Genomic DNA, 25,664 nt, shown 5'->3' on the forward strand with positions numbered 1-25,664 from the left:
TGCTTTAATCCGCTCCGAAAAATCCGTTGAATCTGTTCATAAGGAGGAGCAACCATGTTTGCAATCGATGATATTGTTGTCGCAACAAAAGGCGTTGATTTAGGTAAAATGGTCGTCACTGGCTTAAGCGGCGGCGGTAACTATGTCCACGTCAAAGTAGACGGTATGCAACTCACTTACCCTGCAAAAGACCTAAAGAAAGCTTAATTTGTCACTTGATTAAATTTGTCACTTGATTAAAAAGGTAGCGAGCGATCTCGCTACCTTTTTTTGTTGGTTATCGTCTAATCGACAACGCGGCTTAATCTCAAGCTCGCCAGTAGTCCGATCGCTCCAAGTAAGAAATACACCACAAGGCTAATCAAACCAATATTGCTCATCGCGATGAATGGGTTATCGGCCAGAAGCACGTCTAACGGCAACATAGTGACCTCGATAAGAAAGTCACCGACAACAGAAGTCCCTAGCAGACTATCTGAAAACAACTTGATCACATAAAAACCTATCAGCATAACCAAGAGTGGCGAATGAACCTTTTGTGAAATTGCCATCGCCAGCATCGCCACGGGCGCAAGGACTACACCAACTAACCACATTCTGCCAATAAATTCGACCCAATGCGTCAACACGTAGAGAATTGATTCACCAGTGAAAAATAGTGGGAATTTCTGCGCCATCATCACATTAACTAACCACATCAATAGATCCGCGCTGATCACGAGTATCGAGCATATGACTGGGGTCACCAGTAAGCCAAATACCAGTTTAATCGAATGAGTTGTTAAGTCAGACACTGGCATACTGCGCCAAAACATCACGCTGCCCTCTTGGCGCTCTTTACGCAGTGTTTTGGGGAAATAAAACGTGGTTAACATGATAGACAGCAACCCAGTAAAGCCAAACACCATTTGACTAAGCTGCTGGCCCAACTCAAAACCCGATCCCATTCCGTCAACATCGTAGGTTAACTCGTAGGTGACATTACTTTGAATGGTCGAATTCATTAGCACCGCGAGCAGCAGTAACACGCCACAAACCAGCAATCCCAAAGGGGCTCGGGTAATTATTTTGTGCTCTAACCACTCTTTTTCCAGCATAGACACATGGGCATTCATCATACTGCCTCCTTTTGCAGCGCTAAGAACAGATCCGCCAGTTTTACATTGTAAATTTTGCTGATGCCATCAAGCTGCTCGATCTGGGCAGCAGGTAACAGCCAACGTGTACTGCCAAGCCCTCGCTCGCGAGACAGGGGCTTTAAAGCTTCAATCCCAGCATGATGATCATCACTGGTTTCTACTACCACATAGTCTTGCGCCAAGCTGTCCATGTCGGACTGCAACACAACCTGACCATGCTTCAGAATCAACACATCAGTTAACAGGTGTTCAATTTCCGACACCTCGTGGCTGGCAATGATCAAGGCGCGCTCACCATCATGGAACCACTCAAGCAGATGGCGATAGAAGGTATCGCGATAGACCAAGTCAAGACCGAGGGTCGGCTCATCAAGAATCAGAACCTTAGTATCGGTTGAAATCACTATGGCTAAATGGAGTTGAACTTTCATCCCTTTGGATAACGACTTAATTTTGCTATTTAGTCTGATATCGGTTTTCTCAAGCACAGACTTAGCTTTGTTGACGTCAAAGCTCGGGTGTACCCCAGAGGTATAACGCAACAACTGCTGAACGGTCATCCACTCGGGCAACACATTAACATCCGAAATATAAGCAAGATGCTGCATCACTTTCGCTCGCTGCGTCACGGGTTCGAGCCCAAGCACGCTGATCTTACCTTGATAGTGGTGAGCACCAAGCAAACTCTTAATTAAGGTCGACTTGCCAGCGCCGTTATGTCCGAGTAAGCCAAGCACTTGCCCTGCTTTCAATTCAAAACTGATGTCTTTTAGCGCTTCTCTTTGCTGTTGAGAGCCGCCAGAATACTGCTTAGAAACCTGCCTAACATCAATTAATACACTCATGATTCACCCTCAACGTGCTGCTTTAACTGCACAATAAATTCGTCTAATGGAATGTCCAGTTGTTGCAACTTCTTCGCTATCGATGGAATTTGTTGCTCAATAAACGCTTGCTTCTGTGTCGCTTTAAGTTGAGTTAATGCGCCCAGTGCAACGAACATCCCTTGGCCTCGTTTCTTTTCAACCAATCCTTCGTCGACCAGCAGTTGATAACCTTTCATCACGGTAAGATGATTAATTTTCATATCTGCCGCGACCGATCGAACTGACGGTAACGCCTGACCTTCTTGCCACACACCTTGCAAAATTTGCTCGATGATCCTGTCAGCAAGTTGACGAAATATAGGCTGTGTTTCGTTCCAATCTGTCATGGTCGATACCCTATTGATTTCGAGTTGGTGTTATATATAGGTATAACACTATAGCAATTAAAGACAAATGCAACCCTAAACACATCTTTTAAGATCCGAGTCCATTTGTTGATTCCGATTAATAAGGGCTGTTTAAAGCTCTACGATCCATCTCGACATCAACATAAACTTAGAGATCAGGTCATTTGCCCAACCGCAAATGCTCAGCATCACATAGGGCGGGAAACGCCAATTAGAAGCTAGCCAGTACTTGAATGCCAGCCAAGCTATGACTACAATGGCGCACTTTTTTTAATGACTTCAAGGTCTCAAAATATGAACGATACGACTAAACCAGCGCTTCCAGACCGCCTAGCGGGTAACCCTCGCAGCCCTTTCTTTGTTAAAGAGTGCTTCGATCACCAGATCGGTATTCGTATTAACGGTAAAGAGCGCACCGACGTTGAAGAGTATTGTATTAGCGAAGGCTGGGTTAAAATTGCCTCGCCAAAAGCAAAAGATCGCTACGGCAACCCGATGCTGATCCAACTCAAAGGAACAGTAGAAGCGTACTACGTTTAAGTCGACAGCTTCTTGCCCTCAAGACGATAAAAAGCCTGCCACGATGCAGGCTTTTTTAGTTAAAAGGCAACACAACCGCAGTACCAAATAGCGCGGTTATGGGCTGAAAGCGAGTTCAATAATCGACTCAACAAGCGTGTTTACGCTGGCTGGCTGACGACAAATAAAGCCACCAGCGCAAGACTACCGCCAAACCCACGGTTCACCCAGGCCATTTTATGCGGTGCTTGCACCAACCGATTGAGTATAGTGCCAAAATAGGCCCAAGCGAGCATACCAAGCACTCCCGTCACGACCATTACGCTAATAATAACCACCACCTGCATTAGGTAATCGTCGGTCGGTGAAACAAACTGAGAAAATACCGTAAGCGAAGCCACCCAACCTTTAGGGTTGAGGATCTGCACCAGCACCCCGGAGGTAAAGCCTGATTTTTTTACCACCTTGTTGCCATCGAGTTCCATGTTAGCGATACCCCAAGCCATATAAAGCAAGTACGCTGCACCCAACCACTTTAATAAGGTATAGACGTCGGGATAAAGGTTAAACAGTCCGACTAAGCCTACGCTGGCTCCAATCAAAATAGCGATAACACCAGCCGCATTACCCAATACAAATGGCAATGTCGCGCTAAAGCCGTAACGGCTGGACAGCCCAATCAGTGCAATGTTGCCTGCCCCTGGCGTCATTGAAATGGATATCGAAAAAAGCAGAAACGCGGTCATCAGTTGAGCACTCATTGGCTCCCTCTTAAGGTTATGATTTAAATTTCACAACAGTCTACTTAACTAGGCAGGAATAAAGTTGCTATCTACGTTATGATTTAGCTATCAATGAGCAAGATATTTCTAAAAATAGTATGAAAAAGAAAGAATCCACCAAGTTTATTCTAGATAACACCGATCTCTCCATTCTCAGCCATATTCAACGCGATGGCCGCATGAGTAACAGCAAGCTCGCCGAAACGGTCAACTTAAGTGAAACGCCGTGCTGGCGACGCTGGAAACGCATGGAAGATGAAGGTTACATCGAAGGTTATGCCGCGCGGCTCAATCGTAAGAAACTTGGCTTTCAAGTCTCGGGATTTACTCTTGTCACCTTGGGTAGTCATGAGGTAGAAAATACCGAGCCGTTTGAGGACTTTGTCGCAGAGAACAATTGGATTCTTATGTGTCACTGCATCGCAGGCGGCGCTGACTATATTGTGCAGGTCGTAGCGCAGGATTTAGACGAATACTTTGAACGCATCAGCTCGATGCGCCGCGTAAAAGGCGTCAGTGCGATTCAGTCCAATGTCTCAGTTAAAGAGATCAAAAGTACCTTTCAACTGCCGATTGGTTAAAAAGACAGTAAACGCAGCCTTGTAGGTTTCTAGGTTTAATGCCACGCCTTAGTGACTTTGTCCTTGCAGCGTTTCAAAAACCACTTCGGCATATTTCACCGATGCGCTAACATCCAGCCACGTTGAGATTGGCTTAGAGCGAGAGTGAACTGAGTAGCGGTTTGGAACGCTTGGTTTGATATCGTCATCACTACGGCTGTTACCAGTAGAATGAACCATCAGCACGGGTAGCGAAATCGAGGTTACAGTGATAATCCGAAGCGTCTTGAGAACGGCTGCGGCGCGATTCAAGGTTGTCTTTTTCCACCTCTTGGTAGTAGAGACGGTTTTCAGTGGAATCCAGTGACCATTTGTTGCAGATCCACAAACTTTTTGTATTCGCGTATGGCTTCAAGTGTGTCATGGTCAACGTTGATGCCGAGTGAGTTACCCAGGAAGTTCTAACCATGAGCACTGACGTGAAACGAGCACAGCCCTTAATTATCTAGGAATTGCATAAATTTTGCATTAGCCTTTGAGTAACACTGACCATCGACATAAATGTTGCTTTGCAGTAAATGTACTCCTCGTTTACTTTTTAGGTAATGGGCCTGAACCTGAATGACTGTATTCAGAGGAATGGGCTTTATAAAGCGAACATCAAGTCGCGCCGTCATCGCGCAAACGTCACGAGAAAATAGGCAATGGGTCATGGCCGTATCGTGCAAGGTGGTAATTGCACCGCCCTGCATGACACCTTGGTAGCCTTGTACTTTTTCTGTTGGTACAATTTCGCCCTGCACCCCTCCATCTGACATTAAGATAAATTGAATGGCAGTATGGTGGTTGAAAAAAGGTTGGCAGCAAATCGCACATTGTTGGTGATTTTTAGGTGTGTGGATAAACATAACATACCGCTGGGTTAGAGAATATCATTGAGCCTAGACAAAATAATATAAAAGGTAGAAACAAAGTGGCGAGACCAAAAATAGAGCGAAAAATATGCGGTAATGCGCCATACGAATGCTTTAAACCCAATGGAGTGCCCCTTTCCAAACTCAATAAAATTGAACTGTTAGCGGAAGAACTCGAAGCGTTACGCTTAGCCGATTTAGAATCTCTAAGTCAATTAGAAGCAGCGACTCGTATGGGCGTCTCGAGGCAAACATTTGGCAATATCGTAAAACGAGCGCGAGCCAAAGTGGCTCAAAGCTTAGTTCATGGTCAGGCACTTATGTTTAGTCGCGAGCACTAGTTATACTCAAAGAGCTTGGTGCGTGCGGCTGCTGAATTTGATAGAGCACACGAGAGTGCTCATCGCATGTTTCGACGCAATTGCATTCTCTTTCTATTTCAATATTGGCAAGCCCGCCACAACTCCCCTGTATCGCTTGGCGTTTAAAAATAACACCGATCGCCATTAAGACCACAACGACTAAAAACACAATAAAGCTGATCACATATGTCATTATTTTTACTCAGACTGTGCAGTTAATTTCAAAATCTTAGCAAGGCGACACATTATTCTTGGAGAAAGCTTGTTAATCGGCACTTGATGGCCTGAAGCTCCTCCTCTATTTGATGATAAGCGTGTAACACTTGAGGGGGAGTGTTTAATATTGTGTGCTGAACAACTGATTTTATTTGTTTTGGCCGAAGGACGAGCAAACTCAATTTGAGTGACTGCAGTCAGTTGGTCCACATCAAAGGCCTCTAGATCAAACCCTCGTGGTGCACTCAATACCCGCACATTGAGCTCAAACAAGGTGTTAAGCATATTAGTGCCAATTAAACGAACCACGACAGCATCCACCTGATGATCTTTCAGCACTTGGATCCAATGCTTCTTATGTCTGCAACGAGCCGATGATTGGGGTAGTTCGAGAGTTCGTTTGCTGTTGGTTTCGCTATCCCAAAGCATGATCTGAGGGGCTTTAGCAAAGTGATTGTAAAGAGAAGATTCGCGACTAGGAATGGCAAATAACATAGTGAGTTCCATTATCAAGGTGATAAAGAAACTATACCGCCAGTTATTGTCATATGCCAACAACTACATGTGAGAAATTAGGTTCCATATAGCGATAGTGTCAAGGATGGTTTAGCTTACAAACCATCCTTGAAGGGTATCAACTTGCTAAGTATTTTGATTAACCAGACTTATGCTCAAGAGACAACCTCTCTCCGTCGCCGTTTTTTACTACCCGTAATATCACGACGACTGGCTTTTTTGGCTTGCCAAAAGCTCCGCAATCGCTTTATCGTTTTGGTGACGAACATCCAAGCCAGTCACAAAATAAATCGTGTACTCGCAAACATTACGTGCGTGATCACCAATTCGCTCAACGGCGCGACCTATCCATGTGATCTCTAAAATGGTTTGATAATTAGTGCCTTGCACCAGCATATCTTTATCATTTTGACGCAAAATATCGCCATAGCTGTTGTCGATTTGCTTATCCAACATTGCTGCTTCTAGCGCATCGTGCGCATTGAGATCGTGAAAGGCAATCATCGACTTTTGTAACATATTGATCACGTTAGCATTGATTTTTTCAAACGCATCTTGTTGTAATTCAATTCCATCAAAATAGTCTTTGTCACCCGGATGATGTTCCTTTAAACGTAACACCGCATGAGCGATACGTTTAGATTGATCGCCAATTCGCTCCAGATCCATGATCGCTTTCATGATCGAAAATACCGCACGTAAATCGCGGGCTGCGGGCTGGCGCTTAACTAAAATATCAATACAACGTTGATCAATAGCCAACTCTAGCAAATTGATATTATGATCGTTTTCAATTACTTGCTTGGCCAGATCGGTATTACCTGTCATAAATGCATCGAGTGCATCTCGCACTTGTGCGATGACTAAATCACCCATATTCACCACGCTATCCACAATAGAACACATTTCACTATTGTAGCTATGAGAGGTGTGCCCATCGACACGATGAGTTGTCATAAAGTTCTCCTAAAACAGTCGTTAACCGAAACGGCCAGTAATGTAATCTTCAGTGCGGCTATCACGTGGGTTGGTGAACAGCTCTCGTGTTTCGCTCAGTTCAACCAAGTTACCTAAGTGGAAAAAGGCGGTTTTATCTGAAACGCGCGCCGCTTGCTGCATATTGTGTGTCACCATCGCAATGGTGTAGCTGCCTTTGAGCTCATCGATTAAGTCTTCAATGATCGAGGTCGCGATAGGATCAAGCGCCGAACAAGGTTCATCCATCAAAATCACTTCAGGGTTAACCGCAATCGCACGAGCAATACACAAACGCTGTTGCTGACCACCAGACAACCCTGTCCCTGGCGCTGATAAGCGATCTTTGACTTCTTTCCATAACCCTGCTCGACGTAAACTGGTTTCGACGATTTCGTCTAAGTCGGATTTATTGTTGACTAAACCATGTAATTTCGGACCGTAGGCGATATTTTCATAAATCGATTTTGGAAACGGATTAGGCTTTTGGAACACCATGCCGACTTGAGCGCGCAGCTGCACCACATCTAAGCTAGGGTGATAAATATCTTGCCCGTCCAAGGTCACTGAACCCTCAACACGAGCCGTATCGATGGTGTCGTTCATACGATTTAAACAGCGTAAAAAGGTCGATTTACCGCAACCTGAAGGGCCGATAAAGGCGACCACTTCATGCTCAATGATATCCATATTGATGCCGTGTAGCGCCTTGGTTTCACCATAGAAAACTTTCACATCACGCGCGGCCATTTTAATTTGTGTGGCTTGGGCTGCTTCTTTAGCTGTGCTCTTTACCTGTGGTGTCACAAGGGAGTGTTTGTTCATAATAGCTTCACTTATCATCTTTATTACCACCGAGTTTCAAAGCGTCGACGCAACCAAATCGCCAGCGCATTTAAGCTAATCATTAATGCTAACAATACGGTGATTGCAGCAGAGGTTCTTGCTTCAAAAAAGTTACGCAGTTCGTTACCTTGCCAGAGGAAAATCTGGACTGGTAGCGCAGTTGATTGATCAAGCGGTGTCGCAGGCACGCTCGCGACAAATGAGCTCATCCCAATCAAGAGCAGTGGCGCAGTTTCACCTAAGGCTTGCGCGATACCTAAAATGGCCCCAGTTAGGATACCCGGTAGTGCCAATGGCAATACGTGATGAAATACCGCTTGCGTTTTTGATGCGCCTATACCGAGTGCCGCTTGACGAATCGATGGCGGGATGGCTTTTAAGGTTGAACGCGTCGCGATGATCACCGTCGGCAACGTCATTAGGGTTAGTACCAAGCCACCGACAAGCGGTGCGGAGAGCGGCAACTTAAACCACAAAATGAATACTGAAGCCCCTAGTAAACCAAACACAATGGAAGGAACCGCCGCTAGGTTGTTGATGTTGACTTCAATCAAATCGGTGAGCTTATTTTTGGGTGCAAATTCTTCTAGGTAGATAGCAGAGGCAACGCCAATCGGTACCGCTAATACCATAACGATTAACATCATAAACACCGACCCCATAAACGCCCCAGCTAAGCCTGCCGACGCTAACGAGCTACGAGAGTCGACATTCATAAACAACGCGGTACTGAATTTGTTCTGGATGACGCCACGCTCAGCCAATTCATCAGCCCATGCGCGAGTACGAGCGCTTAACTGCTGACGAGAGTCGGGTAGGTCACGGTCGATGTTGCCTTTCAACCACACGTCGACGTTGGCTTCGGCCAGTAAATCAAGGCGTAAGGTTTGGCCGACCAGTGAAGGGTCATTGACTATCATATCGCGTAGAGCAAAACGCTCACCGCTGGTGATCAATTTGATCGCATCACGCTGGTAGCGAGTCGCTTCAGGGATTTCGTTAGCCAAACTGTTGACAATAATACGGTTGAAATTAACCATGCCAACACTGCTTTGCCATGTCAGCATGCGCTGTCTGAATTGTGCCGGGCTCTCATCGCTTTGCTGGATAGGCTTAGGATCAATTTTCACCACATCTGGGTCAAAATAGACATCTAATGTCACGGTGGCTTGCCAAAATGCCGGAATGCCTTTGGAAAGAATCGACGTAAATAATATCGCCACAAAACTTAACGCTAAAGCAACTGCGCCAATACCGAAAGCTCTAAAGCGGCGTTCACTGTTGTGACGTTTTTTCAGCGAGCGAGCAATGCGCTGCTTTGTTTCGTTACGCAGGGCTAAAGCGTCATCATTTGAAAGGCTGGAGGTATTCATACTGTTGTCCATAGCGTTACTCATACTGTTCACGGTACTTACGCACGATAACGAGTGCGATCACATTAAGAACCAAAGTGATCACAAATAGGGTCAGACCAAGCGCAAACGCGACCAATGACTGTGGGCTAGCAAAATCGGTATCACCAGTAAGTTGGTTGACGATGGTAACCGTCATGGTTGACACTGCTTCGAATGGGTTAGCGGTCAACACCGGGCTATTGCCTGCGGCAAGGACCACGATCATAGTTTCACCTATCGCGCGGCTGGCCGCGAGCAGCACTGCGCCTGTGATTCCCGGTAGCGCTGCTGGTAGTACGACTTTGCGGATGGTCTCTGATTTAGTTGCACCAAGGCCAAGCGAACCATCTCTTAGTGTTTTGGGCACTTGCGTAAGAATGTCGTCGGATAGTGAAGAAATAAACGGAATGACCATTAAGCCCATCACGATCCCTGCGGTGAGAGCGGAAGTCGCGCGAATGTCAATATTGAGCCACTGCCCCAGTTCACTCAGAAAAGGGCCAACCGTGATCAAAGCAAAAAAGCCGTAGACGATGGTCGGAATACCCGCGAGCACTTCAATGATCGGTTTGGCTAGCGAACGAACGCGACTTGGCGCGTATTCAGCCAGATAAATGGCGCACATCAGACCGATCGGAATGGCGACAATCAAGGCAATCAAGGCAATTAAAAAAGTTCCCGCCAGTAACGGCAACATACCAAAGCCAGTTTGGTTCTCTGTTCCTACGGTTGAAAAACGAGGGTTCCATGTGGTGCCAAAGAAAAATTCGCTCGGGCTAACAAAACTAAAGAAGCGTAACGCTTCTCCAACCATCGAAAGAACAATGCCTACCGTGGTTAAAATTGCCACTGCCGAGCATAAAATCAGCAGTATATGTAGTGCACGTTCGACTGTGTTGCGTGCGCGAAGATCAGGGCGGATTTGTCGAGTGCTGAAGACTAATCCGGCCGCGGCAACCGTTGCCATCAAACCCGTGAGTAATAAATCGCTGCGTTGTTGTAACTGCTTGAAGTAGTCTGCTGCAGTAATTTCTTGAGGAGAAAAATTATCCAGTACAGCGAAACCACTGACGATATTATGCAGTTTGTTCATCAGTACGTGGGTGCTTTCGACTGCCGTGGGCTGCAGATCCGTAGGAAGGCTATCAACGACCATTTGCTGGATCAGTATGGGGGAACATAGGCTCCACACTATCCAAATTAATAACGTAGGAACCACACACCAAAGCAGAGTTAACATGCCGTGATAAACAGGGCGAGAGTGTAAACGCTGAGTTCCAGTATTGGTTGATGCTACTTTTTTACTGCGCGTCAGCCCTAGGTGGTAAGCGAGTGTCATTACCACCAGTAGGACAACCATCAGCATCAGATTATTCATTAGTATTCTTACCTTATTAAAGCGTTAGCTTGGGCCGACAAATGCCGACCCAAGCTAATCAGAGAGCCTTAAAGGACTTTGCGGTTTTTAATATTTTGAGATACTTGAGCACGCTCTTTATCATCCATTGGGATAAGGCCAGCCGCTTCAAGTGGACTACCTGTTGCTCCCATTTGTTCGCTGACAAAGTACTGTGCGTACTCGAGGATTCCCGGTACTACACCTACATGAGCATTTTTGATGTAAAAGAACAGTGGTCGAGAAACTGGATATTGTCCGTTACCAATCGTCTCTAAGCTTGGGGTTACGCCGTTAACGGTTGCTACTTTCAAGCGGTCACGGTTTTGGTCGTAGAAGCTTAGGCCAAATACACCAAGTGCATTTTTCTGGGCATCAAGACGAGCTAGGGTTTCGGTATAATCGCCAGCGACTTCAACTACGCGGCCATCGGTGCGAATCGCATTACAGAAGTTGCCTTTGGCTTTTTTGTCCATCGCTTTAACTTCAGCAAAAGTCTCACAACCTGGGTGAACGACCTTCTCTTCGTACACTTCACGAGTGCCGTGGTTAGAGCCTGGGATCACAAGCAGAATTTCTTGGTCAGGAAGAGAGGCGTCAATTTGCTTCCAGTTGGTATAAGGGTTTGAAACCATTTTGCCGTTTTGTGGTATTTGTGCGGCACCCGCTTTAAATACATGCTCTGGCTTAAGGGCAAAAGAACCACTGTCAGAACGAGAAGCAAACACGATGCCGTCGTAGCCAACCTTCACTTCAACGATTTCTGTTACACCATTGGCGCGGCAACTTTCCACTTCCGACGATTTAATGGCGCGTGAGGCGTTAGCAATATCGATGGTATTGACCCCGACACCTTGGCAAAACTGACGTAAACCGCCACTAGAACCACCTGAGCCAACCACCGGCGTGTTAAATTGTGGGAAGGTTTGGCCGAATTCTTCTGCAACAATAGAAGAAAAAGGCAAAACGGTTGAAGAGCCAGCGATTTGGATCGTATCACGTGCCATTGCTGGTGCAGAGATCGCGGTTGCGATGGTTGAAGCAAGCAAAAGCGCATTGCGTCCGAACTTCATAATATTTCCCTCATTAAATTTCATAACCATAGACCGTTTTGAAAAGCTTTCGTAAGCAGCTTTGTATTGTGTTTAGCTGAGATGAATATTGAGCAGAAAATGTGACAGTAAAATATCTTTTATATGACAATTTTATGACCATGTGGATTTTTTGTTTGAAAGTTAGTTTTTTTACAATTAAAAATCAGTGGGATATATTTATTGACCTGATAACTGTGAGGCGATTGAGGGCAGCGACTTACCCGATCAAAGCCATTTGGAAAAGTTGGGTTACTTTGGCTACACCTTTATCGAGCCGACACAAAGATTAGAGCCCGTCTATGATTACGTTATCGATATTAACTATGCAATGTACCAACACAATAAACGCAGAGAGGCATATCAAAAACAGGTCTATTGGGAAGTCGACTGTAATCAAAATGCCACAAAGACTCTGCAATATGTTATCAGCTATTTTGCTGCTCGCTTTAACATCATCCTTTGCAACTCAGCGGTAACTTTTATATTGACAGCGATCTCTTTTTATATGATATATATGTACATCCATATATTCAGAGATAAGTAAATGCTACCTCATCAATTTTTTAAGTTGCTATCCGATGAAACGCGAGTGCGCTGTTTGCTGATGATTGCCCGCGAACAACGAGTGTGTGTCGGCGAGTTGACACAAGCGTTAAATGAGAGCCAACCCAAGATTTCTCGCCATCTGGCTCTACTTCGTTCCAGTGGTGTGGTGGTTGATACCCGTCAAGGCCAGTGGGTTTTTTACCGCTTATCTGAACAGTTACCTGGTTGGATGAAAAAACAAATTAAGGGGTTAGTAGAATCTAACTGCCTGAAAGCAGAATACCAGCAAGATATTCAACGCTTATCCGAGATGAAATCTCGTCCAGAATGTTGTGTTTAAAGGAAAAATCAAGATGTCTATCAAAGTAGGAATTAATGGATTTGGTCGTATTGGACGTTTAGCGCTGAGAGCGTCGTTTGATTGGCCTGAGATCGAATTTGTGCAGATTAACGACGTTGCGGGTGACGCGGCGACCTTGGCTCATTTACTCGAGTTTGATTCAATACAAGGCCGCTGGCATCACGAAGTGACAAACGACAGTAATGCGATTGTTGCCAACGGTAAAGTTATTCGTACCTCACAACAAAAAGCGATCAGTGACATCGATTGGTCTGGTTGTGATGTGGTCATCGAAGCGACAGGCAAACACCGCAAATCTGAGTTTTTGAATCAGTATCTAGCACAAGGTGTCAAACGCGTTGTGGTTTCAGCTCCTGTTAAAGAAGATGGGATTGCTAATATTGTCGTTGGTGTGAATGACCACATTTTTGACCCAGAGAAACACCAGATTGTTACGGCAGCTTCTTGTACCACCAACTGCATTGCACCTGTTGTGAAAGTAATTCATGAACAACTCGGTATCGAGCAATCATCGTTTACGACAATTCACGATTTGACGAATACACAAACCATTCTCGATGCCCCGCATAAAGACCTTCGCCGTGCGCGTGCTTGTGGTATGAGCTTAATCCCAACAACCACAGGTTCCGCGAAAGCAATTATCGAAATTTTCCCAGAACTTAAAGGAAAAATTGATGGTCACGCAGTACGTGTACCGTTAGCTAACGCCTCATTAACTGATATTATTTTTGATGTTCAACGTGACACCACGGCTGAAGAGGTGAACGATTTACTTAAAGAAGCGTCGCAGAATGAGCTGAAAGGCATACTTGGTTTCGAAGAGCGCCCTCTTGTTTCTATTGATTACAAAGGCGACCAACGCTCAACGATTGTCGATGCGCTTTCGACTATGGTTGTTGGCAAACGTATGGTGAAAGTCTATGCGTGGTATGACAATGAAATGGGCTATGCAACACGTACTGCAGAACTTGTTCGTAAAGTCGGCCTAGCATAAGGAAGCAAACAAATGACACATCCTACGTGGGAACTGCCGGTTGAAGACAATAACGCAGCGTTAGTACTGACTCCTTGTCCTGGCACTAAAGACCTGTCGCTACGTGACAGCATTGATCAACTCAAGTCTCAAGGTGTAACCGTCGTTGTTACGGCACTGAGCACTCATGAGATGCAAAAAAAAGGTGTTGGTGACTTGCCAGACCTTATTGAGAAAGCAGGCTTGCAATGGTTCCATGCTCCAATAGAAGATGACTGTACACCAAACGAAGCGTTCCAAGCTCGCTGGACACACTTATCACCCTCTTTACATAAAGCCCTCGCCAATGGCGAAAAGGTAGCGATGCACTGCATGGGTGGATCGGGGCGTACTGGTTTGCTTGCTGCCCACCTATTGCTAGAGAAAGGTTGGGAGTTGCAAGAAATCATTACCCATGTCCAGTCGTTACGACCTGGCGCGTTTACCAAAGATGTACAAGTTGAGTACATCCACCAATTTGCTAATCAATAAAAGCCTTGAAGAGCTGCCTTAGGCGGCTCTTTTTTAAAGAGAGTGAATATGTTGTCTAAGCTCAACCAAAATGTCCGCCAGTACATGTTGGTCACATTTAACTATTGGAATTTCACCATCACCGATGGTGCACTACGCATGTTGGTAGTGCTTTATTTTTATGATTTGGGGTATTCAAGCTTAGAGATCGCCTCCCTTTTTCTTTTTTATGAATTCTTTGGCGTTGTCACTAACCTCATCGGTGGCTGGCTAGGTGCTCGTCTTGGCTTAAACCGAACGATGAATATTGGTTTGGCAATGCAAATCATCGCTCTTTCAATGCTGGCTGTTCCTGCAAGTTTGCTCTCGATTCCATGGGTCATGGCGGCACAAGCCTTGTCAGGCATTGCCAAAGACTTAAACAAAATGAGTGCGAAAAGCTCTATCAAAACCTTGGTGCCAGAGAATGCGCAAGGAGCATTGTATAAGTGGATAGCCATACTTACAGGCTCTAAAAATGCGTTAAAAGGTGCGGGATTCTTCTTAGGCGGTACGTTGCTTTCTCTGATTGGTTTTCAATATGCTGTAGCTGCGATGGCAGGTGTTCTTTTACTGGTCTTTATCGGCAGTGTGATTAGCCTTAAATCCGACCTAGGCAAAGCGAAAAATAAACCTAAGTTCTCTGAAATTTTTTCCAAATCTAGCAGCATCAACATTCTATCTGCTGCTCGTATGTTCCTGTTTGGTGCGCGTGATGTTTGGTTTGTGATCGCACTGCCTATTTACCTAGGATCAGTGTTTGGATGGGATCATAGCGCCGTAGGTGGATTCCTTGCTATTTGGGTTATCGGTTACGGAATTATCCAAGGGATTGCACCAAGGATAACAGGCAGTAAATCGGGGCATACTCCAGATGGTAAAACCGCGATAGTGTGGGCGTTGGTACTTTCCATAGTGACTGGCGTAATTGCTTACAGTGTGCAGCAGCAATGGCACCCAGAAGTAATCATTGTCGTCGGATTGATGATTTTTGGTGCTGTATTTGCCGTTAACTCATCTCTGCACTCATACTTAATCGTCAGCTATGCCAAAAGCGATGGGGTTTCGATGGATGTCGGATTCTACTACATGGCAAATGCAATGGGACGCTTGATAGGAACGGTCCTATCTGGATGGGTATTCCAAATGTGGGGGTTCTCAGCCTGCCTATGGGTATCCTTTACTTTCTTGGCGTTGGCTACCATTATTTCGTTTTGGTTGCCTACGGGGGCAAATCAAAAACTGGCTCAGCAGTAAATAAAATTAAGCATAATTGTTCAATAATCCCAGCGATCATATGGTGGCATTATTCCTTTCTAGCTTGTCATACCTGCTCAAATAGCTCTATATGTAGTTCAAAAAGTACTCGCAAAAAATCAACACGCTCAGTCTTCTTGTGAAGCATACTTTTTCTAATCTAGCGTAAGTCGAATAGCGGTATATCACTGAACATTTTTCCTTCAAAGGTGTGCTAACGGAGCATGCAACACCAAAATGTCCAAAACCGTGTTGAACGGTGCAATGTTATATCAGCAAAGCTAAATGGCATAATTTTAGTTTGTTGTGACGGTTAAAATTTTGAGTTAGAAAAACGGAGAGATTAATGATAAAAACCATTACTCATGCAAGGGTATTATTCATGAACAAATCATCTCTATCGTTGATAGATAAACCGACTTTTTTTGACTCGTTATTTCTTCTTCTTGGGGTTGTTATCCCGAACCAAGCTTGGGCGATTGACATCACGTATATCCCGATGGCTAAGGGGTTCCTGTATTTAGTCGCCATTATCGACTGGTATAGCCGAAAGGTGCTCTCTTGGCGGCTATCCAACATGATGGACACGAGCTTTTGTATCGAAGCCCTTGAAGAGGCGCTTAAACATTATGGACCGCCAGATATCTTCAACTCAGATCAAGGCAGTCAGTTTACCAGCACCTAATTCACACAGAAGCTAATCGACCATGGAGTCAGGATAAGCATGGATGGGAAAGGACGCTGGGTCGACAATGTTTTCATCGAGCGATTATGGAGAAGCCTGAAATATGAGGAGGTTTACTTAAAAGCTTACACCACGCCCCGAGAAGCAGAGCTTGAAATCGGCCACTACATGGTGTTTTATAATGAGGAGCGTAACCATCAGGGACTCAATGACCTCACCCCTGATGAAACCTACTTTGGTCGGCAGAGATACGCTGCATGAGCTGGATCAACCACTTAAGAAGTTAGCTTATGTGTCTAACCATTGGGGTCCACTTCTCTCTTTCAGTAACTTAGTTCCATGCATTGTGTTATTCCCTTGCAAGGGGAGTTACTAAGGTGCATTGCCTCACTCTGTAAGACAAAGCTTCATTTCTAATAACCCGCCTTTAAAACCAACTTTTTCATAAGCTTTAATCGCTGAGTCATTCTCTGAATACACATCAAGATAAAAATCGGATATACCCCTTCCCTTACTCCAATCAATTAATTTTCTTACTAGCTTAGAATTAATCCCTTGGCCTCGATAGTTTGGAGATACATACATAAAACCTAGATAACAATGTTGCTCATGCTTTAAAGAGGGCTTAGAGTCACGTATTTGAGCATAACCTGTGCCAACAATCTCGCTGTCTACCTCTACAACCAACAGATGCGAGTTATAGCATGAGATAAGCTTTTCTATATCGTAATAGTGCGCTGACTTATCTTTTAAAGAAGAGTTATATGGTCTTTCAGCGTCTATAACACATTGTTCTAAATATAGTAATCGCGAAATATCGTCTACGTTTGCTTCTCTAATAATCAAAATTAATCCTTCAATTGATGAATGGGGACATTTAAGCACTTAATGGCCAACTAAGTAGTGGGCAACACAACCACCGACCTCAGCTATTTAAGCTGTGACAGCGTTTGGAACCACTCTTAAACGTTGGCATGTTCGATTTAAAACAAGTATAAAACCTCAGTTAAGTTAAGGCCAACACATTATTAGCATCGCGACTGTTCAGAACAGTTGGTCCATCTACTTCTGATCCGAAAACCTCGCGTGATAAGGCGTTAATTCGTTCCCTTCAACTGTTAGGGGATTGTAGAGATTAGGTCTACGACCTCTGATCCAGCGTTTACCTGTACACATATCTAATTGTTCTGCATTCAGATCTGCAATAACCATATCGTTATCAACGCTATCAGTTTCTGCGATAATTTCTCCGTAAGGATTGAGTACCATTGCATTACCCGTTCTAACTTCATTCATATCAACCCCAACACCGTTACTAAAGATCAGGAACATGCCATTGTCATGAGCACGCGAGGGTAGCCAACGCATTAACCATTTTCTTCCTTTTGAACTTTGCATTTCAGAACGAATCGACTCTGGATCTTGCTTGCGGTTATGCCAAAGTTGGGGATCAATCAACCCCATCGCATTTGGGCTGCGTGAGTTGGTTCCACCTGTTTGATGAGGAGCAACTAGGATATCGGCACCTTTTAATGCTGTAATTCGTGCATTCTCTACCAAATTATTGTCCCAGCAAATAAGAATCCCAACCCTGCATCCATGTGGTGTATCAAATACAGTATATTCACTCCCACTACTCATGTGTTCACTGACAAACGTATGCAGCTTTCTGTGTTTGGCTATCTGACCATCAGGCATTGCCATTACGTAAGAGTTATAAAGATTTCCGTCCTCATCCTTTTCAATTAAACCTGCACCAATGCTGAGCTGGTATTTTTCAGACATTTTTAGTAAACGTTGAGTAGTTTCCCCTTGTGGGATGAATTCTGACAAATCATAGATCTCTGACTTTTGAAGTTTCGAAACATGCCAGTAACCAGTCACACACATTTCAGGGAAGGCGATGATTTTCACCTCTTGTTTAGCCGCCTTTTCTACGTAACTTTGAATGAGCGATAAGTTGTAGTTTTTATCGTTCGCATGGTGGTTAAATTGAACAGTAGCAACACGGATATCTTTCATGATTGTTCCTTTTACTTAGTGAATATCAATCATTTTAAAAAGCTCTTTTAATTCCGTATAATGAATAAAATTCCTATATTTAATGAGCAAGCGGAATGGATTTTGGTGATTTACGCACATTCTGCCAATTAGCAGAAGATGGTAACTATCGAGTAGCTTCAGAGCACTTACATATCACTCAGTCAGCTTTAACTAAGAAGATTCAACGTCTTGAGGCTTTTTGTGGGGTAGTATTATTTGAAAGAGGAAGACAAGGTGCCAGTCTTACTGCGGCAGGAGTTGCTCTTTTACCTGAAGCGCAGCGTATTGTGTCGAATTTTGAGTCTTATAGATCTTTAACCCAACGAGTCGCCAAGGGAACTGCAGGAAATCTCAATATAGGTTTTGGTATCTCTTCTTACCATCTGGCACCAAGTTACATAGCTAAATTCAAAAAAAAGTACCCAGAAATCCATATTTCACTCAACGATATACCATCTCAAAACCAGTCGGAGGCGTTGCTTTCAGGAGAACTTCAGCTCAGTTTTAGTCGACTTCCTGCTATTACCCCGCTGAAAGGGATGAGGCTCTCGAGAGATTACCTAGTAATAGCGACGCATAACAGCCAAATCATAGACAAAAACAAATTGTGGTATTCGTTAGATTCAATCGATTATTTACAGCTCAATCCTGAACGAGGCATGGGTCTAAGCCAACAAATAAACATGTTATTGGGAGAGCATGAGAAAAAACTGAACGTTGCTCAAGAGGCTGATGATATTCAAACACTGTTGGCGCTGGTATCGGCAAATTTGGGCTTCACTATTGTTCCAGCAAGTGTCAAGAATATTGCGAATGAGCACGTCGCTTTTTGGGAAATTTCAGGAGAAAATAGCTCGTGGGATGTTGGTCTAATTTGGAATGAACAGTTAGAGAACCTTGCGAGAGATAACTTTATTCAATTTGTAGAGCAGAATCGAGCCCTACGCCCTTAATTGAATCACATGCTTCTTTACCGCTATCATCGATTGATAACGGTTAGGGTTAGGGTTAGGGTTAAGTTTACATACAGAAAAGGCGAACCTGTTGGCTCGCCTTTGTTATTCATTCCACCGCTGTAACGACAGACAGTTGATACGGGTAGTGCCTATTTTAAAGGATCATTCTCAGGTAGGGCGTTATGTATCCATAGTGCTAAACGATGTTTGATACTGGCACCGTCTAATTTACTCTCTGGCAGTGGTGTGATTTGTTTTGCACCAACCAAAAATAGATAAATCGCTTTAACTTTAACTGGTTGTGGCGACATAGGTAAATCAAACCCCTGCATCTTTGCCATCTTGACACCAACCTCTAATGCCTTTTTTACCAACTTGTCTTCATTCAAGAGTTTCGCGGTTTTTGACATACATTGTCACCCTTAATATCAGTAGAATAGTCAGTATACCAAATAGACGGCTTCACTTGCTTGTGCCACTTTCAGATTCGTTAAGCTGCTAGATTATCGGGCCTAAATATCCCTATATTTAAGCTTGGCGATCAAAAAACGGCCGCTAAATAGCGACCGTTAGTCAGAGTGAAGCGCAAGGCTTACTTAAACGTCATTGCCAGGGTGGCGGCCACATTGCGCGAGGTCATTTCAACGTTAAATGCCGCTTCTTTCAGTGCGGTGGGCAAATCGGTTGCACCGAGCACCACACTGTAAACGGCGTCAATCCCATGATCATGCACCACGTGGCAATCTTTAGCGATACTGCCGGCGATACCAATCACTGGCAAATTGTACATTTTCGCTGTGCGCGCCACACCAACCGGCGTTTTACCGTAAATCGTCTGGCTATCAATGCGACCTTCACCAGTGATCACCAAATCGGCATCTTTCACCACTTCACAAAGGTTCACCGCGTCCATAACAATGTTGATGCCAGGGCGAAGATCGGCGTCAAATAGGCCCAGTAGCGCAGCGCCTAAACCGCCCGCCGCCCCTGCGCCCGCTTGGCCAATCACCTCTTTTCCATTGGTTTGGTGAATCACTTGCGCGTAATGGGCAAGGTTTGCGTCTAGCTGGGCGACCATTTCTGGCGTCGCACCTTTTTGTGGTCCAAACACGTGCGATGCGCCTTTTATACCGCACAACGGGTTATCAACATCACAAGCGATTTCGAGTTTAATCGCAGCCAAACGTGGGTCTAAACCAGATAAATCAATGCTAGTCAGTTGAGCCAATGCGCCGCCGCCAAAACCGAGCTCTGCGCCATTGCTATCGATAAAACGTGCGCCGAGCGCCTGCGCCATCCCCATACCGCCGTCGTTGGTCGCACTGCCACCAATGCCAACAATTATGTGTGTCACCCCAGCATCTAGCGCCGCTTTAATCAGCTCGCCGGTACCGTAGGTAGTAGTTAAAAGAGGGTTACGCTGCGCTGGCTCAACTAGGTGTAAGCCCGAGGCCGCCGCCATTTCGATCACCGCTGTCGCGCCTTCGCCAAGTAAGCCATAAAAGCCTTCCACCGTTTGGCCTAGTGGGCCGGTGACCAACGCGTTAACAATCTCTCCCCCAGTGGCATCAACCAAAGATTGAACCGTTCCTTCTCCACCGTCGGCCATTGGCAATTTAATGCAGTTCGCCTGTGGGAAGACTTGCTTAAAACCGTTTTCAATCGCCGTCGCCACTTCCATCGCAGTGAGGCTTTCTTTGTAAGAATCTGGAGCAATGACAATTTTCATAAGAAATCCTTAAACAAACAGGCCAAATACGCCAAACATCATGGTTGAAACAAAAGCGATCATTAAACCTACCGCCGATTCATAAGGGATAAGCTTGAGACGCTCGCGAATATCCATGTGTAGCGCGCCGCCAGTGGCATGGAAGAAGCTGCCGTGTGGCATATGATCAAGGACCGTCGCACCCGAGTGAATCATCGCCGCCCCCGCCAATGCTGGCACACCCAGCTCTAAAATGGTGCTGCTAAAGACGCTCGCCGCCACTGCCGTGCCCGCCGTTGTTGAGGCGGTCGCCAATGCCATCATCGCACCAGAAACAGGTGCTAAAACGAACGATGGCAAGCCTGATGCCGTTAACACATCAATAAGGCCATCTTTTAAACCCGAGTTAGCAATGATGCCGGCAAGTGTACCGGTGCCCAATAGCATGACCGCCACTGGTGCCATACGGCTAAGACCTGCAACCGCGAAGTGGTTTGTATCAGCAAATCGCCCCATCACCACTGCACCAAGTAAGCCACCAAGCGGCAACGCGATAAGCGGATCAACGTTAATTCCTGCAATCGGGCGCAATGACAACAACGCAATCGCCACCAAAGGAGCCACAATGGCCGCCTTAAAAGCCGGCAAACGTGAGTAGTCAACTGTGACAACCTCACTGGCCTCGACCTTAGTGCCTTTGTTAACCAATTTTTTAGCGATGAAATACGCCAGCAGTAAGCCACATATACCTGGAATCACCCCTGCCGCCATCACCGAGGTAAGAGGTACATTAAACGCATCCGCCGCGGCAATAGCATTTGGGTTGGCTGACATCACGTTACCCGCTTTACCACCACCGACCATGGCCAATAAAATTGCCGTTTTAGAGATATTTGCGCGGCGGGCAATCGCGAGAGCAATCGGCGCAACCGTAATAACCGCAACATCGACAAACACACCCACTGCGGTCAAAATCATCGTAGCGATAGCAAGTGCTAACAACGCGCGCGTTTCACCGACTTTTTTAACGATGGTTTCCGCTATCGAGGTCGCGGCGCCCGACTCAATCAATACGCCAGCCAATACACCAGCAGCGAGAATACGCAGCACGGCAGTCACAATACCTTGCGCACCACCAATCATTAGTGACACGGTATCCGTCAGCGATACGCCGCCGACAACACCACCGACAAGCGCACCGATAATCATGCCATACGCAGGTGGTACTTTTTTGAGGATTAGAGCAATGGCGACGACTAAGGCCGTCAAGGCTCCGAGCGTAGAGACTTCTATCATTTTGCTGTTTCCGTTTATTTTGTTAACTGCCTGCAGAGTAGAAGCCGTTAGCGTGAAATTCTTTATGCAAAATAACAAATTCCTCCCACACAAGAGGCATTAAAACTGTGCAAAAGCACAATTTAGGTAATCAAACTATAAGCATTTTATCGCGAGGTAGAGTTGAACTTTATGATCTAACTTATTGATAAATAAACCAGTAATTTGCTCTATCTTTTCTAGGCGATAGCGTAGCGTATTGCGATGAATATGGAGAGCTGCACAGGTTTGAGCCAGATCGCAATCCTGAGCAAAAAATTCCTTGAGGGTTTTAAGCAACATACCTTTTGCGTCTTTCTCACCCAACCTATCGAGCGGGTGCATCAACTGCTCTCGTCGCCAGTCGTCTTGTTTCAGCCCATCAATCAATATCGATAGCTTGTGCTGCTGGTAAAACAGGATCGACGCTTTACTCTCTGCATTGCACGCTAGGGTCGCTTTGGCAGTGGCATAAGATCGAGATAATCCGCCAAGCCCAGCAAAATACTCTCCCATAGCGATTTTGACAGAGAAATCAGCCTGTTGAGCAATCCGTTTGAGCAAACGCTTGGCCCGCTTTTTCTCCTCCGTTTTATTCCACGTCCCCTCCACCACCGTCACGGGCTTTAGCACGACAACCTCATTCATCGACACAGAAACAATGCCGACAATATTGTCTCTTTCTGGGTACTCCAACAGATGGACTAACTGTTGCAATTGCTCCAAAGTTAGTGGCTCTCCGGGTTTTGGAATCACCTTAACTGTTGCGGCAATCCGCGGCTGAGATAGATCAAGATCGAGTCGCTCGGCTATCGATAGCAGCTGATTTTCATTGAGGGTCGACCCTTGAATAAGTTGCAATAACAGCTCTTCACGGTGGCGTTTATTCCACTGGATCTGTGCCATTAACGCCGCTTGCTCGACAATCAGCTCCGCCGTCATCTTGACCAACTCACCATAATTTCGCACTTGTTCAGGCTTACCCGAGATGCCCACCACACCAATCACACTGCCTTGATACACAATCGGTAGGTTAATCCCTTCTTTAACACCACTGAGCGTACTGGCAACACTGTGGTTAATTTCAAGGGTGCGGTTGTCGTAAATAGCGAGCAAAGCCCCTTCATGAGTCCGATATAAACGCGATGGATCGCTTGAGCCAATGATCTGGCCATTTTCATCCATCACATTCACAGGATATTTAATGATGTTTGTCGCTCGCTCGACAATTTGCCGAGCAATCAAGCTATTTAACTGCATAACACCGATTCCATTAGACAGGTGGACAAAGTTATTCGTACTGCGCGAGACAAGCTTTAAGAGTTTGATTGAGCTGCGCTTTTTGTTCGCTATTAAGCCCTAAAATCAAACTGGCTTGTACTGCGGCGTGTTGTTCTATCAAGGTGTCGATCAGCGCCAGTCCGGCAGCCGATAACTCGACCGTTACACTGCGACGATCAGACTGGCTATGCGCCCTAGCAATCAACCCTTTAGATTCCAGTTTATCGAGTCGATTGGTCATCGCCCCTGAGGTCAGCATCATCGAGCCCATCAACTCAGAAGGCGTTAGGCGGTAAGGCTGACCACTACGACGCAAAGTCGCCAAAACATCAAACTCCCCTGGCTTAAGGTCGTGACATTTATGTAACTGAGCGACTTCAGCTTCCATGTACTTCGCCACGCGCATCAGGCGTCCCATGATTGCCATGGGTTCTGTTTCTAACGTTGGTTTCTCTGCCGCCCATTGGCCCACAACGCGGTCAATCGCATCCATTTCGTTTTATCTCCACAGGTATTAACAACAATAGAAGAGTTATCTTAATATAAAGATACTTTACAAACAGCAACTTTAACCGTATATTTTAATCAAACTATCTTCACATAAAGATAATTAACATGAATGTATTACTTGCTATGATCCCTGCGTTTTTGTGGGGAACCACCTACGCGGTGACACAATATGCACTGACGGATTGGCCGCCGTTGCTGCTTGGTGCCATCCGGGCTTTACCGGCCGGATTATTGCTGCTGGCAATAAAGCCAAGTTTGCCGCAAAAAAGCGATTGGCCAATCTTGCTCAGACTTGGACTAATTAATATTGCCACCTTTTTTGGTTTAATTTTTGTGATGGCATTAAATCTACCGTCAGCCATTGCCGGCGTTGGTATGGTGTCGGTTCCAGTATTTGCCATGCTCTATCATTGGCTACGCGGCAAACAGCGGCCAAATAATGTTCAATCGCTAAGTGGTGTGGCATTAATCGCATTGGCGTGGATGTTGTTTGATCCTAGTTCAATCAGTCTTAATCCTATTGGGCTTATCGCTATGCTAGGTGCGATTACCTGTATCGTTATCGGCAGTACCTTGACCAAATCATTGGGCCATCGCATCCATTGGTGGACGGTATTGACTTGGCAATTGATTCTCGGTGGTGCGATTTTATCTGTCGCCTCTGGTCTACAAGCCGTGATCGATCCGGAACAATACAGCAAAATATTGAGTCATTTATCGATGCTCAATCTTGTTGGCTTAAGCTGGCTGGTCATACTCAATACTGCACTCGGGTACGGTTTGTATGTGTGGTTATTGCAACGCATGTCTGTGGTCGACTTTACCTTTGGCGGTATTGCCAATCCGATTGCAGGGATCGTCACAGGCTTGCTGTTACTGGGCGAATCGTTCAGCCTATTTCAATACAGCTTAATGATGAGCATGATTGCGATGTCACTGCTACCGCAAGTATTGACTAGGCTAAGAGCAAAAAAAATGCGCCTGACACCGTGCGTACAAAAAGCCAAATAAACCCAATCGATAACCTCTGTTTACAGTGTAAAATGCCATGGTTGTTAAGCCATGGCATTTTATTTTTTCTTGTACGCGCGTCATCAAGAAGCACATGTTTAATTGGAAAGTTGACACATATGGAAAATAAGATATATGATATTTCATATGTTTTATGGCGTTGAATAATTCCTATGTTTGATCCAATCCTTCTTTACAAAGCACTTTCTGAAGAAACTCGGCTTAAGTCTCTGCTGTTAATGCAGAAACAAGGAGAATTGTGTGTCTGTGATCTCATGGAGGCGCTCAATCTCAGTCAACCCAAAGTCTCTCGCCATCTTGCTGAATTACGAAAGCACGGGATTGTTCTGGATGAGCGACGTGGTAAATGGGTTTACTATCGAATTAACCCCGCGTTAGTTCCTTGGGTCAAGCAAGTGCTGGAGATCACACTTAAACATAATTTGACACTTATCGCGCCAGAGTTGCAGTTCATCCCTGGCAAGTCATGTTCGAATGGTATGAACGAATAATGTTCTATTCC

Annotated in this window: 30 protein-coding genes and 2 pseudogenes; 12 read left to right on the top strand and 20 right to left on the bottom strand. The window is 45.3% G+C overall.

What is annotated here, in order from left to right; translation table 11 throughout:
* Positions 1-54: 54 nt before the first annotated feature.
* Positions 55-207: a hypothetical protein gene (locus tag CDZ87_RS17130; RefSeq protein ID WP_169739001.1), complete on the top strand. Its 153-nt coding sequence runs from the start codon at positions 55-57 to the stop codon at positions 205-207.
* A gap of 77 nt (positions 208-284) precedes the next feature.
* Here the strand turns inward: CDZ87_RS17130 and CDZ87_RS00480 are convergent, their stop codons facing one another.
* The 3 genes from CDZ87_RS00480 to CDZ87_RS00490 are packed head-to-tail and all read right to left on the bottom strand — an operon-like array spanning position 285 to position 2,352.
* The gene (locus tag CDZ87_RS00480) at positions 285-1,118 is read right to left on the bottom strand and encodes a hypothetical protein (RefSeq protein ID WP_245834608.1); all 834 of its coding nucleotides are present in this window, start codon (positions 1,116-1,118) and stop codon (positions 285-287) included.
* On the bottom strand, positions 1,115-1,984 hold the full coding sequence (locus tag CDZ87_RS00485) for an ABC transporter ATP-binding protein (protein WP_100751680.1): 870 nt from the start codon (positions 1,982-1,984) through the stop codon (positions 1,115-1,117). The genes CDZ87_RS00480 and CDZ87_RS00485 overlap by 4 nt, the downstream gene beginning before the upstream one ends.
* Positions 1,981-2,352, bottom strand: coding sequence for a GntR family transcriptional regulator (locus CDZ87_RS00490; protein ID WP_038173432.1), 372 nt, complete (start codon positions 2,350-2,352; stop codon positions 1,981-1,983). Before CDZ87_RS00490 ends, CDZ87_RS00485 begins: the two co-directional genes overlap by 4 nt.
* 315 nt (positions 2,353-2,667) lie before the next feature.
* Between CDZ87_RS00490 and CDZ87_RS00495 the strand changes: the two genes are divergently transcribed.
* Positions 2,668-2,913, top strand: coding sequence for a DUF3297 family protein (locus CDZ87_RS00495; protein WP_100751681.1), 246 nt, complete (start codon positions 2,668-2,670; stop codon positions 2,911-2,913).
* A gap of 140 nt (positions 2,914-3,053) precedes the next feature.
* Here the strand turns inward: CDZ87_RS00495 and CDZ87_RS00500 are convergent, their stop codons facing one another.
* Positions 3,054-3,653, bottom strand: coding sequence for a LysE family translocator (locus CDZ87_RS00500; RefSeq protein ID WP_100751682.1), 600 nt, complete (start codon positions 3,651-3,653; stop codon positions 3,054-3,056).
* A 119-nt stretch (positions 3,654-3,772) separates the two neighbouring features.
* Here CDZ87_RS00500 and CDZ87_RS00505 point away from each other — a divergent pair, with 119 nt between their 5' ends.
* Positions 3,773-4,255 carry an Lrp/AsnC family transcriptional regulator gene (locus tag CDZ87_RS00505; RefSeq protein ID WP_100751683.1) on the top strand — a complete coding sequence of 161 codons (483 nt, stop codon included), beginning with the start codon at positions 3,773-3,775 and terminating at the stop codon, positions 4,253-4,255.
* 84 nt (positions 4,256-4,339) lie between these two features.
* Here the strand turns inward: CDZ87_RS00505 and CDZ87_RS17530 are convergent.
* Together CDZ87_RS17530 and CDZ87_RS00510 are read right to left on the bottom strand one after the other, a co-directional pair.
* A pseudogene (locus CDZ87_RS17530) lies at positions 4,340-4,695 on the bottom strand (hypothetical protein); the annotation flags it as partial.
* A gap of 36 nt (positions 4,696-4,731) precedes the next feature.
* A complete protein-coding gene (locus tag CDZ87_RS00510) occupies positions 4,732-5,142 on the bottom strand; it encodes a PaaI family thioesterase (protein ID WP_100751684.1) in 411 nt (136 codons plus the stop codon).
* Between the two features lie 65 nt (positions 5,143-5,207).
* Between CDZ87_RS00510 and CDZ87_RS00515 the strand changes: the two genes are divergently transcribed.
* On the top strand, positions 5,208-5,489 hold the full coding sequence (locus tag CDZ87_RS00515; RefSeq protein WP_100751685.1) for a DUF134 domain-containing protein: 282 nt from the start codon (positions 5,208-5,210) through the stop codon (positions 5,487-5,489).
* On the opposite strand, the gene nqrM is transcribed toward CDZ87_RS00515, so the two are convergent.
* From nqrM to CDZ87_RS00550, 7 genes are all read right to left on the bottom strand, one after another.
* Positions 5,473-5,703 carry a (Na+)-NQR maturation NqrM gene (gene nqrM / locus CDZ87_RS00520; protein WP_100751686.1) on the bottom strand — a complete coding sequence of 77 codons (231 nt, stop codon included), beginning with the start codon at positions 5,701-5,703 and terminating at the stop codon, positions 5,473-5,475. The two genes, CDZ87_RS00515 and nqrM, sit on opposite strands and share 17 nt — an antisense overlap.
* Before the next feature lie 5 nt (positions 5,704-5,708).
* Complete coding sequence (locus tag CDZ87_RS00525) at positions 5,709-6,221, bottom strand: NifB/NifX family molybdenum-iron cluster-binding protein (protein ID WP_157806441.1); 513 nt, start codon at positions 6,219-6,221, stop codon at positions 5,709-5,711.
* A 222-nt stretch (positions 6,222-6,443) separates the two neighbouring features.
* Positions 6,444-7,199, bottom strand: coding sequence for a phosphate signaling complex protein PhoU (phoU, locus tag CDZ87_RS00530; protein WP_100751688.1), 756 nt, complete (start codon positions 7,197-7,199; stop codon positions 6,444-6,446).
* Between the two features lie 21 nt (positions 7,200-7,220).
* Positions 7,221-8,060: a phosphate ABC transporter ATP-binding protein PstB gene (gene pstB / locus CDZ87_RS00535; RefSeq protein WP_100751689.1), complete on the bottom strand. Its 840-nt coding sequence runs from the start codon at positions 8,058-8,060 to the stop codon at positions 7,221-7,223.
* Positions 8,061-8,065: 5 nt separating this feature from the next.
* A complete protein-coding gene (pstA, locus tag CDZ87_RS00540; protein WP_172953534.1) occupies positions 8,066-9,436 on the bottom strand; it encodes a phosphate ABC transporter permease PstA in 1,371 nt (456 codons plus the stop codon).
* Positions 9,437-9,452: 16 nt separating this feature from the next.
* Positions 9,453-10,835 (bottom strand): phosphate ABC transporter permease subunit PstC, encoded by a 1,383-nt coding sequence (gene pstC, locus CDZ87_RS00545; RefSeq protein WP_100751690.1) that lies wholly within the window; start codon positions 10,833-10,835, stop codon positions 9,453-9,455.
* Between the two features lie 68 nt (positions 10,836-10,903).
* Entirely contained in the window at positions 10,904-11,926 is a 1,023-nt protein-coding gene (locus CDZ87_RS00550) for a substrate-binding domain-containing protein (RefSeq protein ID WP_100751691.1), read from the bottom strand.
* Between the two features lie 565 nt (positions 11,927-12,491).
* Between CDZ87_RS00550 and CDZ87_RS00560 the strand changes: the two genes are divergently transcribed.
* The 5 genes and pseudogenes from CDZ87_RS00560 to CDZ87_RS00580 form a co-directional block, all read left to right on the top strand.
* Positions 12,492-12,833: a metalloregulator ArsR/SmtB family transcription factor gene (locus tag CDZ87_RS00560; RefSeq protein WP_100751693.1), complete on the top strand. Its 342-nt coding sequence runs from the start codon at positions 12,492-12,494 to the stop codon at positions 12,831-12,833.
* A 13-nt stretch (positions 12,834-12,846) separates the two neighbouring features.
* Positions 12,847-13,848 carry an ArsJ-associated glyceraldehyde-3-phosphate dehydrogenase gene (locus CDZ87_RS00565; protein WP_100751694.1) on the top strand — a complete coding sequence of 334 codons (1,002 nt, stop codon included), beginning with the start codon at positions 12,847-12,849 and terminating at the stop codon, positions 13,846-13,848.
* A 12-nt stretch (positions 13,849-13,860) separates the two neighbouring features.
* On the top strand, positions 13,861-14,358 hold the full coding sequence (locus CDZ87_RS00570; RefSeq protein ID WP_100751695.1) for a cyclin-dependent kinase inhibitor 3 family protein: 498 nt from the start codon (positions 13,861-13,863) through the stop codon (positions 14,356-14,358).
* A gap of 48 nt (positions 14,359-14,406) precedes the next feature.
* A complete protein-coding gene (arsJ, locus tag CDZ87_RS00575; RefSeq protein ID WP_172953535.1) occupies positions 14,407-15,633 on the top strand; it encodes an organoarsenical effux MFS transporter ArsJ in 1,227 nt (408 codons plus the stop codon).
* Positions 15,634-16,084: 451 nt separating this feature from the next.
* Positions 16,085-16,579, top strand: a pseudogene (locus CDZ87_RS00580) (IS3 family transposase); the annotation flags it as partial.
* A gap of 126 nt (positions 16,580-16,705) precedes the next feature.
* Here the strand turns inward: CDZ87_RS00580 and CDZ87_RS00585 are convergent.
* Positions 16,706-17,164, bottom strand: coding sequence for a GNAT family N-acetyltransferase (locus CDZ87_RS00585; RefSeq protein WP_100751697.1), 459 nt, complete (start codon positions 17,162-17,164; stop codon positions 16,706-16,708).
* Positions 17,165-17,380: 216 nt separating this feature from the next.
* The gene (locus tag CDZ87_RS00590) at positions 17,381-18,343 is read right to left on the bottom strand and encodes a nitrilase family protein (RefSeq protein WP_172953538.1); all 963 of its coding nucleotides are present in this window, start codon (positions 18,341-18,343) and stop codon (positions 17,381-17,383) included.
* A gap of 92 nt (positions 18,344-18,435) precedes the next feature.
* On the opposite strand from CDZ87_RS00590, the gene CDZ87_RS00595 reads away from it, so the two are divergent.
* Positions 18,436-19,314 carry a LysR family transcriptional regulator gene (locus tag CDZ87_RS00595; RefSeq protein ID WP_100751699.1) on the top strand — a complete coding sequence of 293 codons (879 nt, stop codon included), beginning with the start codon at positions 18,436-18,438 and terminating at the stop codon, positions 19,312-19,314.
* A 152-nt stretch (positions 19,315-19,466) separates the two neighbouring features.
* On the opposite strand, the gene CDZ87_RS00600 is transcribed toward CDZ87_RS00595, so the two are convergent.
* From CDZ87_RS00600 to CDZ87_RS00620, 5 genes are all read right to left on the bottom strand, one after another.
* On the bottom strand, positions 19,467-19,727 hold the full coding sequence (locus CDZ87_RS00600) for a DUF5062 family protein (protein ID WP_100751700.1): 261 nt from the start codon (positions 19,725-19,727) through the stop codon (positions 19,467-19,469).
* A gap of 182 nt (positions 19,728-19,909) precedes the next feature.
* Positions 19,910-21,046, bottom strand: a complete 1,137-nt coding sequence (locus CDZ87_RS00605) for a glycerate kinase (protein WP_100751701.1) — start codon at positions 21,044-21,046, stop codon at positions 19,910-19,912.
* Positions 21,047-21,055: 9 nt separating this feature from the next.
* Positions 21,056-22,321 carry a GntP family permease gene (locus tag CDZ87_RS00610; protein ID WP_100751702.1) on the bottom strand — a complete coding sequence of 422 codons (1,266 nt, stop codon included), beginning with the start codon at positions 22,319-22,321 and terminating at the stop codon, positions 21,056-21,058.
* A 135-nt stretch (positions 22,322-22,456) separates the two neighbouring features.
* Positions 22,457-23,599, bottom strand: a complete 1,143-nt coding sequence (locus tag CDZ87_RS00615; RefSeq protein WP_100751703.1) for a sugar diacid recognition domain-containing protein — start codon at positions 23,597-23,599, stop codon at positions 22,457-22,459.
* A 31-nt stretch (positions 23,600-23,630) separates the two neighbouring features.
* Entirely contained in the window at positions 23,631-24,113 is a 483-nt protein-coding gene (locus CDZ87_RS00620; RefSeq protein ID WP_100751704.1) for a MarR family winged helix-turn-helix transcriptional regulator, read from the bottom strand.
* 122 nt (positions 24,114-24,235) lie between these two features.
* Here CDZ87_RS00620 and CDZ87_RS00625 point away from each other — a divergent pair, with 122 nt between their 5' ends.
* Together CDZ87_RS00625 and CDZ87_RS00630 are read left to right on the top strand one after the other, a co-directional pair.
* On the top strand, positions 24,236-25,141 hold the full coding sequence (locus tag CDZ87_RS00625; protein ID WP_100751705.1) for a DMT family transporter: 906 nt from the start codon (positions 24,236-24,238) through the stop codon (positions 25,139-25,141).
* Between the two features lie 173 nt (positions 25,142-25,314).
* On the top strand, positions 25,315-25,653 hold the full coding sequence (locus CDZ87_RS00630; protein WP_100751706.1) for a metalloregulator ArsR/SmtB family transcription factor: 339 nt from the start codon (positions 25,315-25,317) through the stop codon (positions 25,651-25,653).
* Positions 25,654-25,664 lie beyond the last annotated feature (11 nt).

The organism is Vibrio salilacus (genome assembly GCF_002811245.1).
Taxonomy (GTDB): Bacteria; Pseudomonadota; Gammaproteobacteria; order Enterobacterales; family Vibrionaceae; genus Vibrio; species Vibrio salilacus.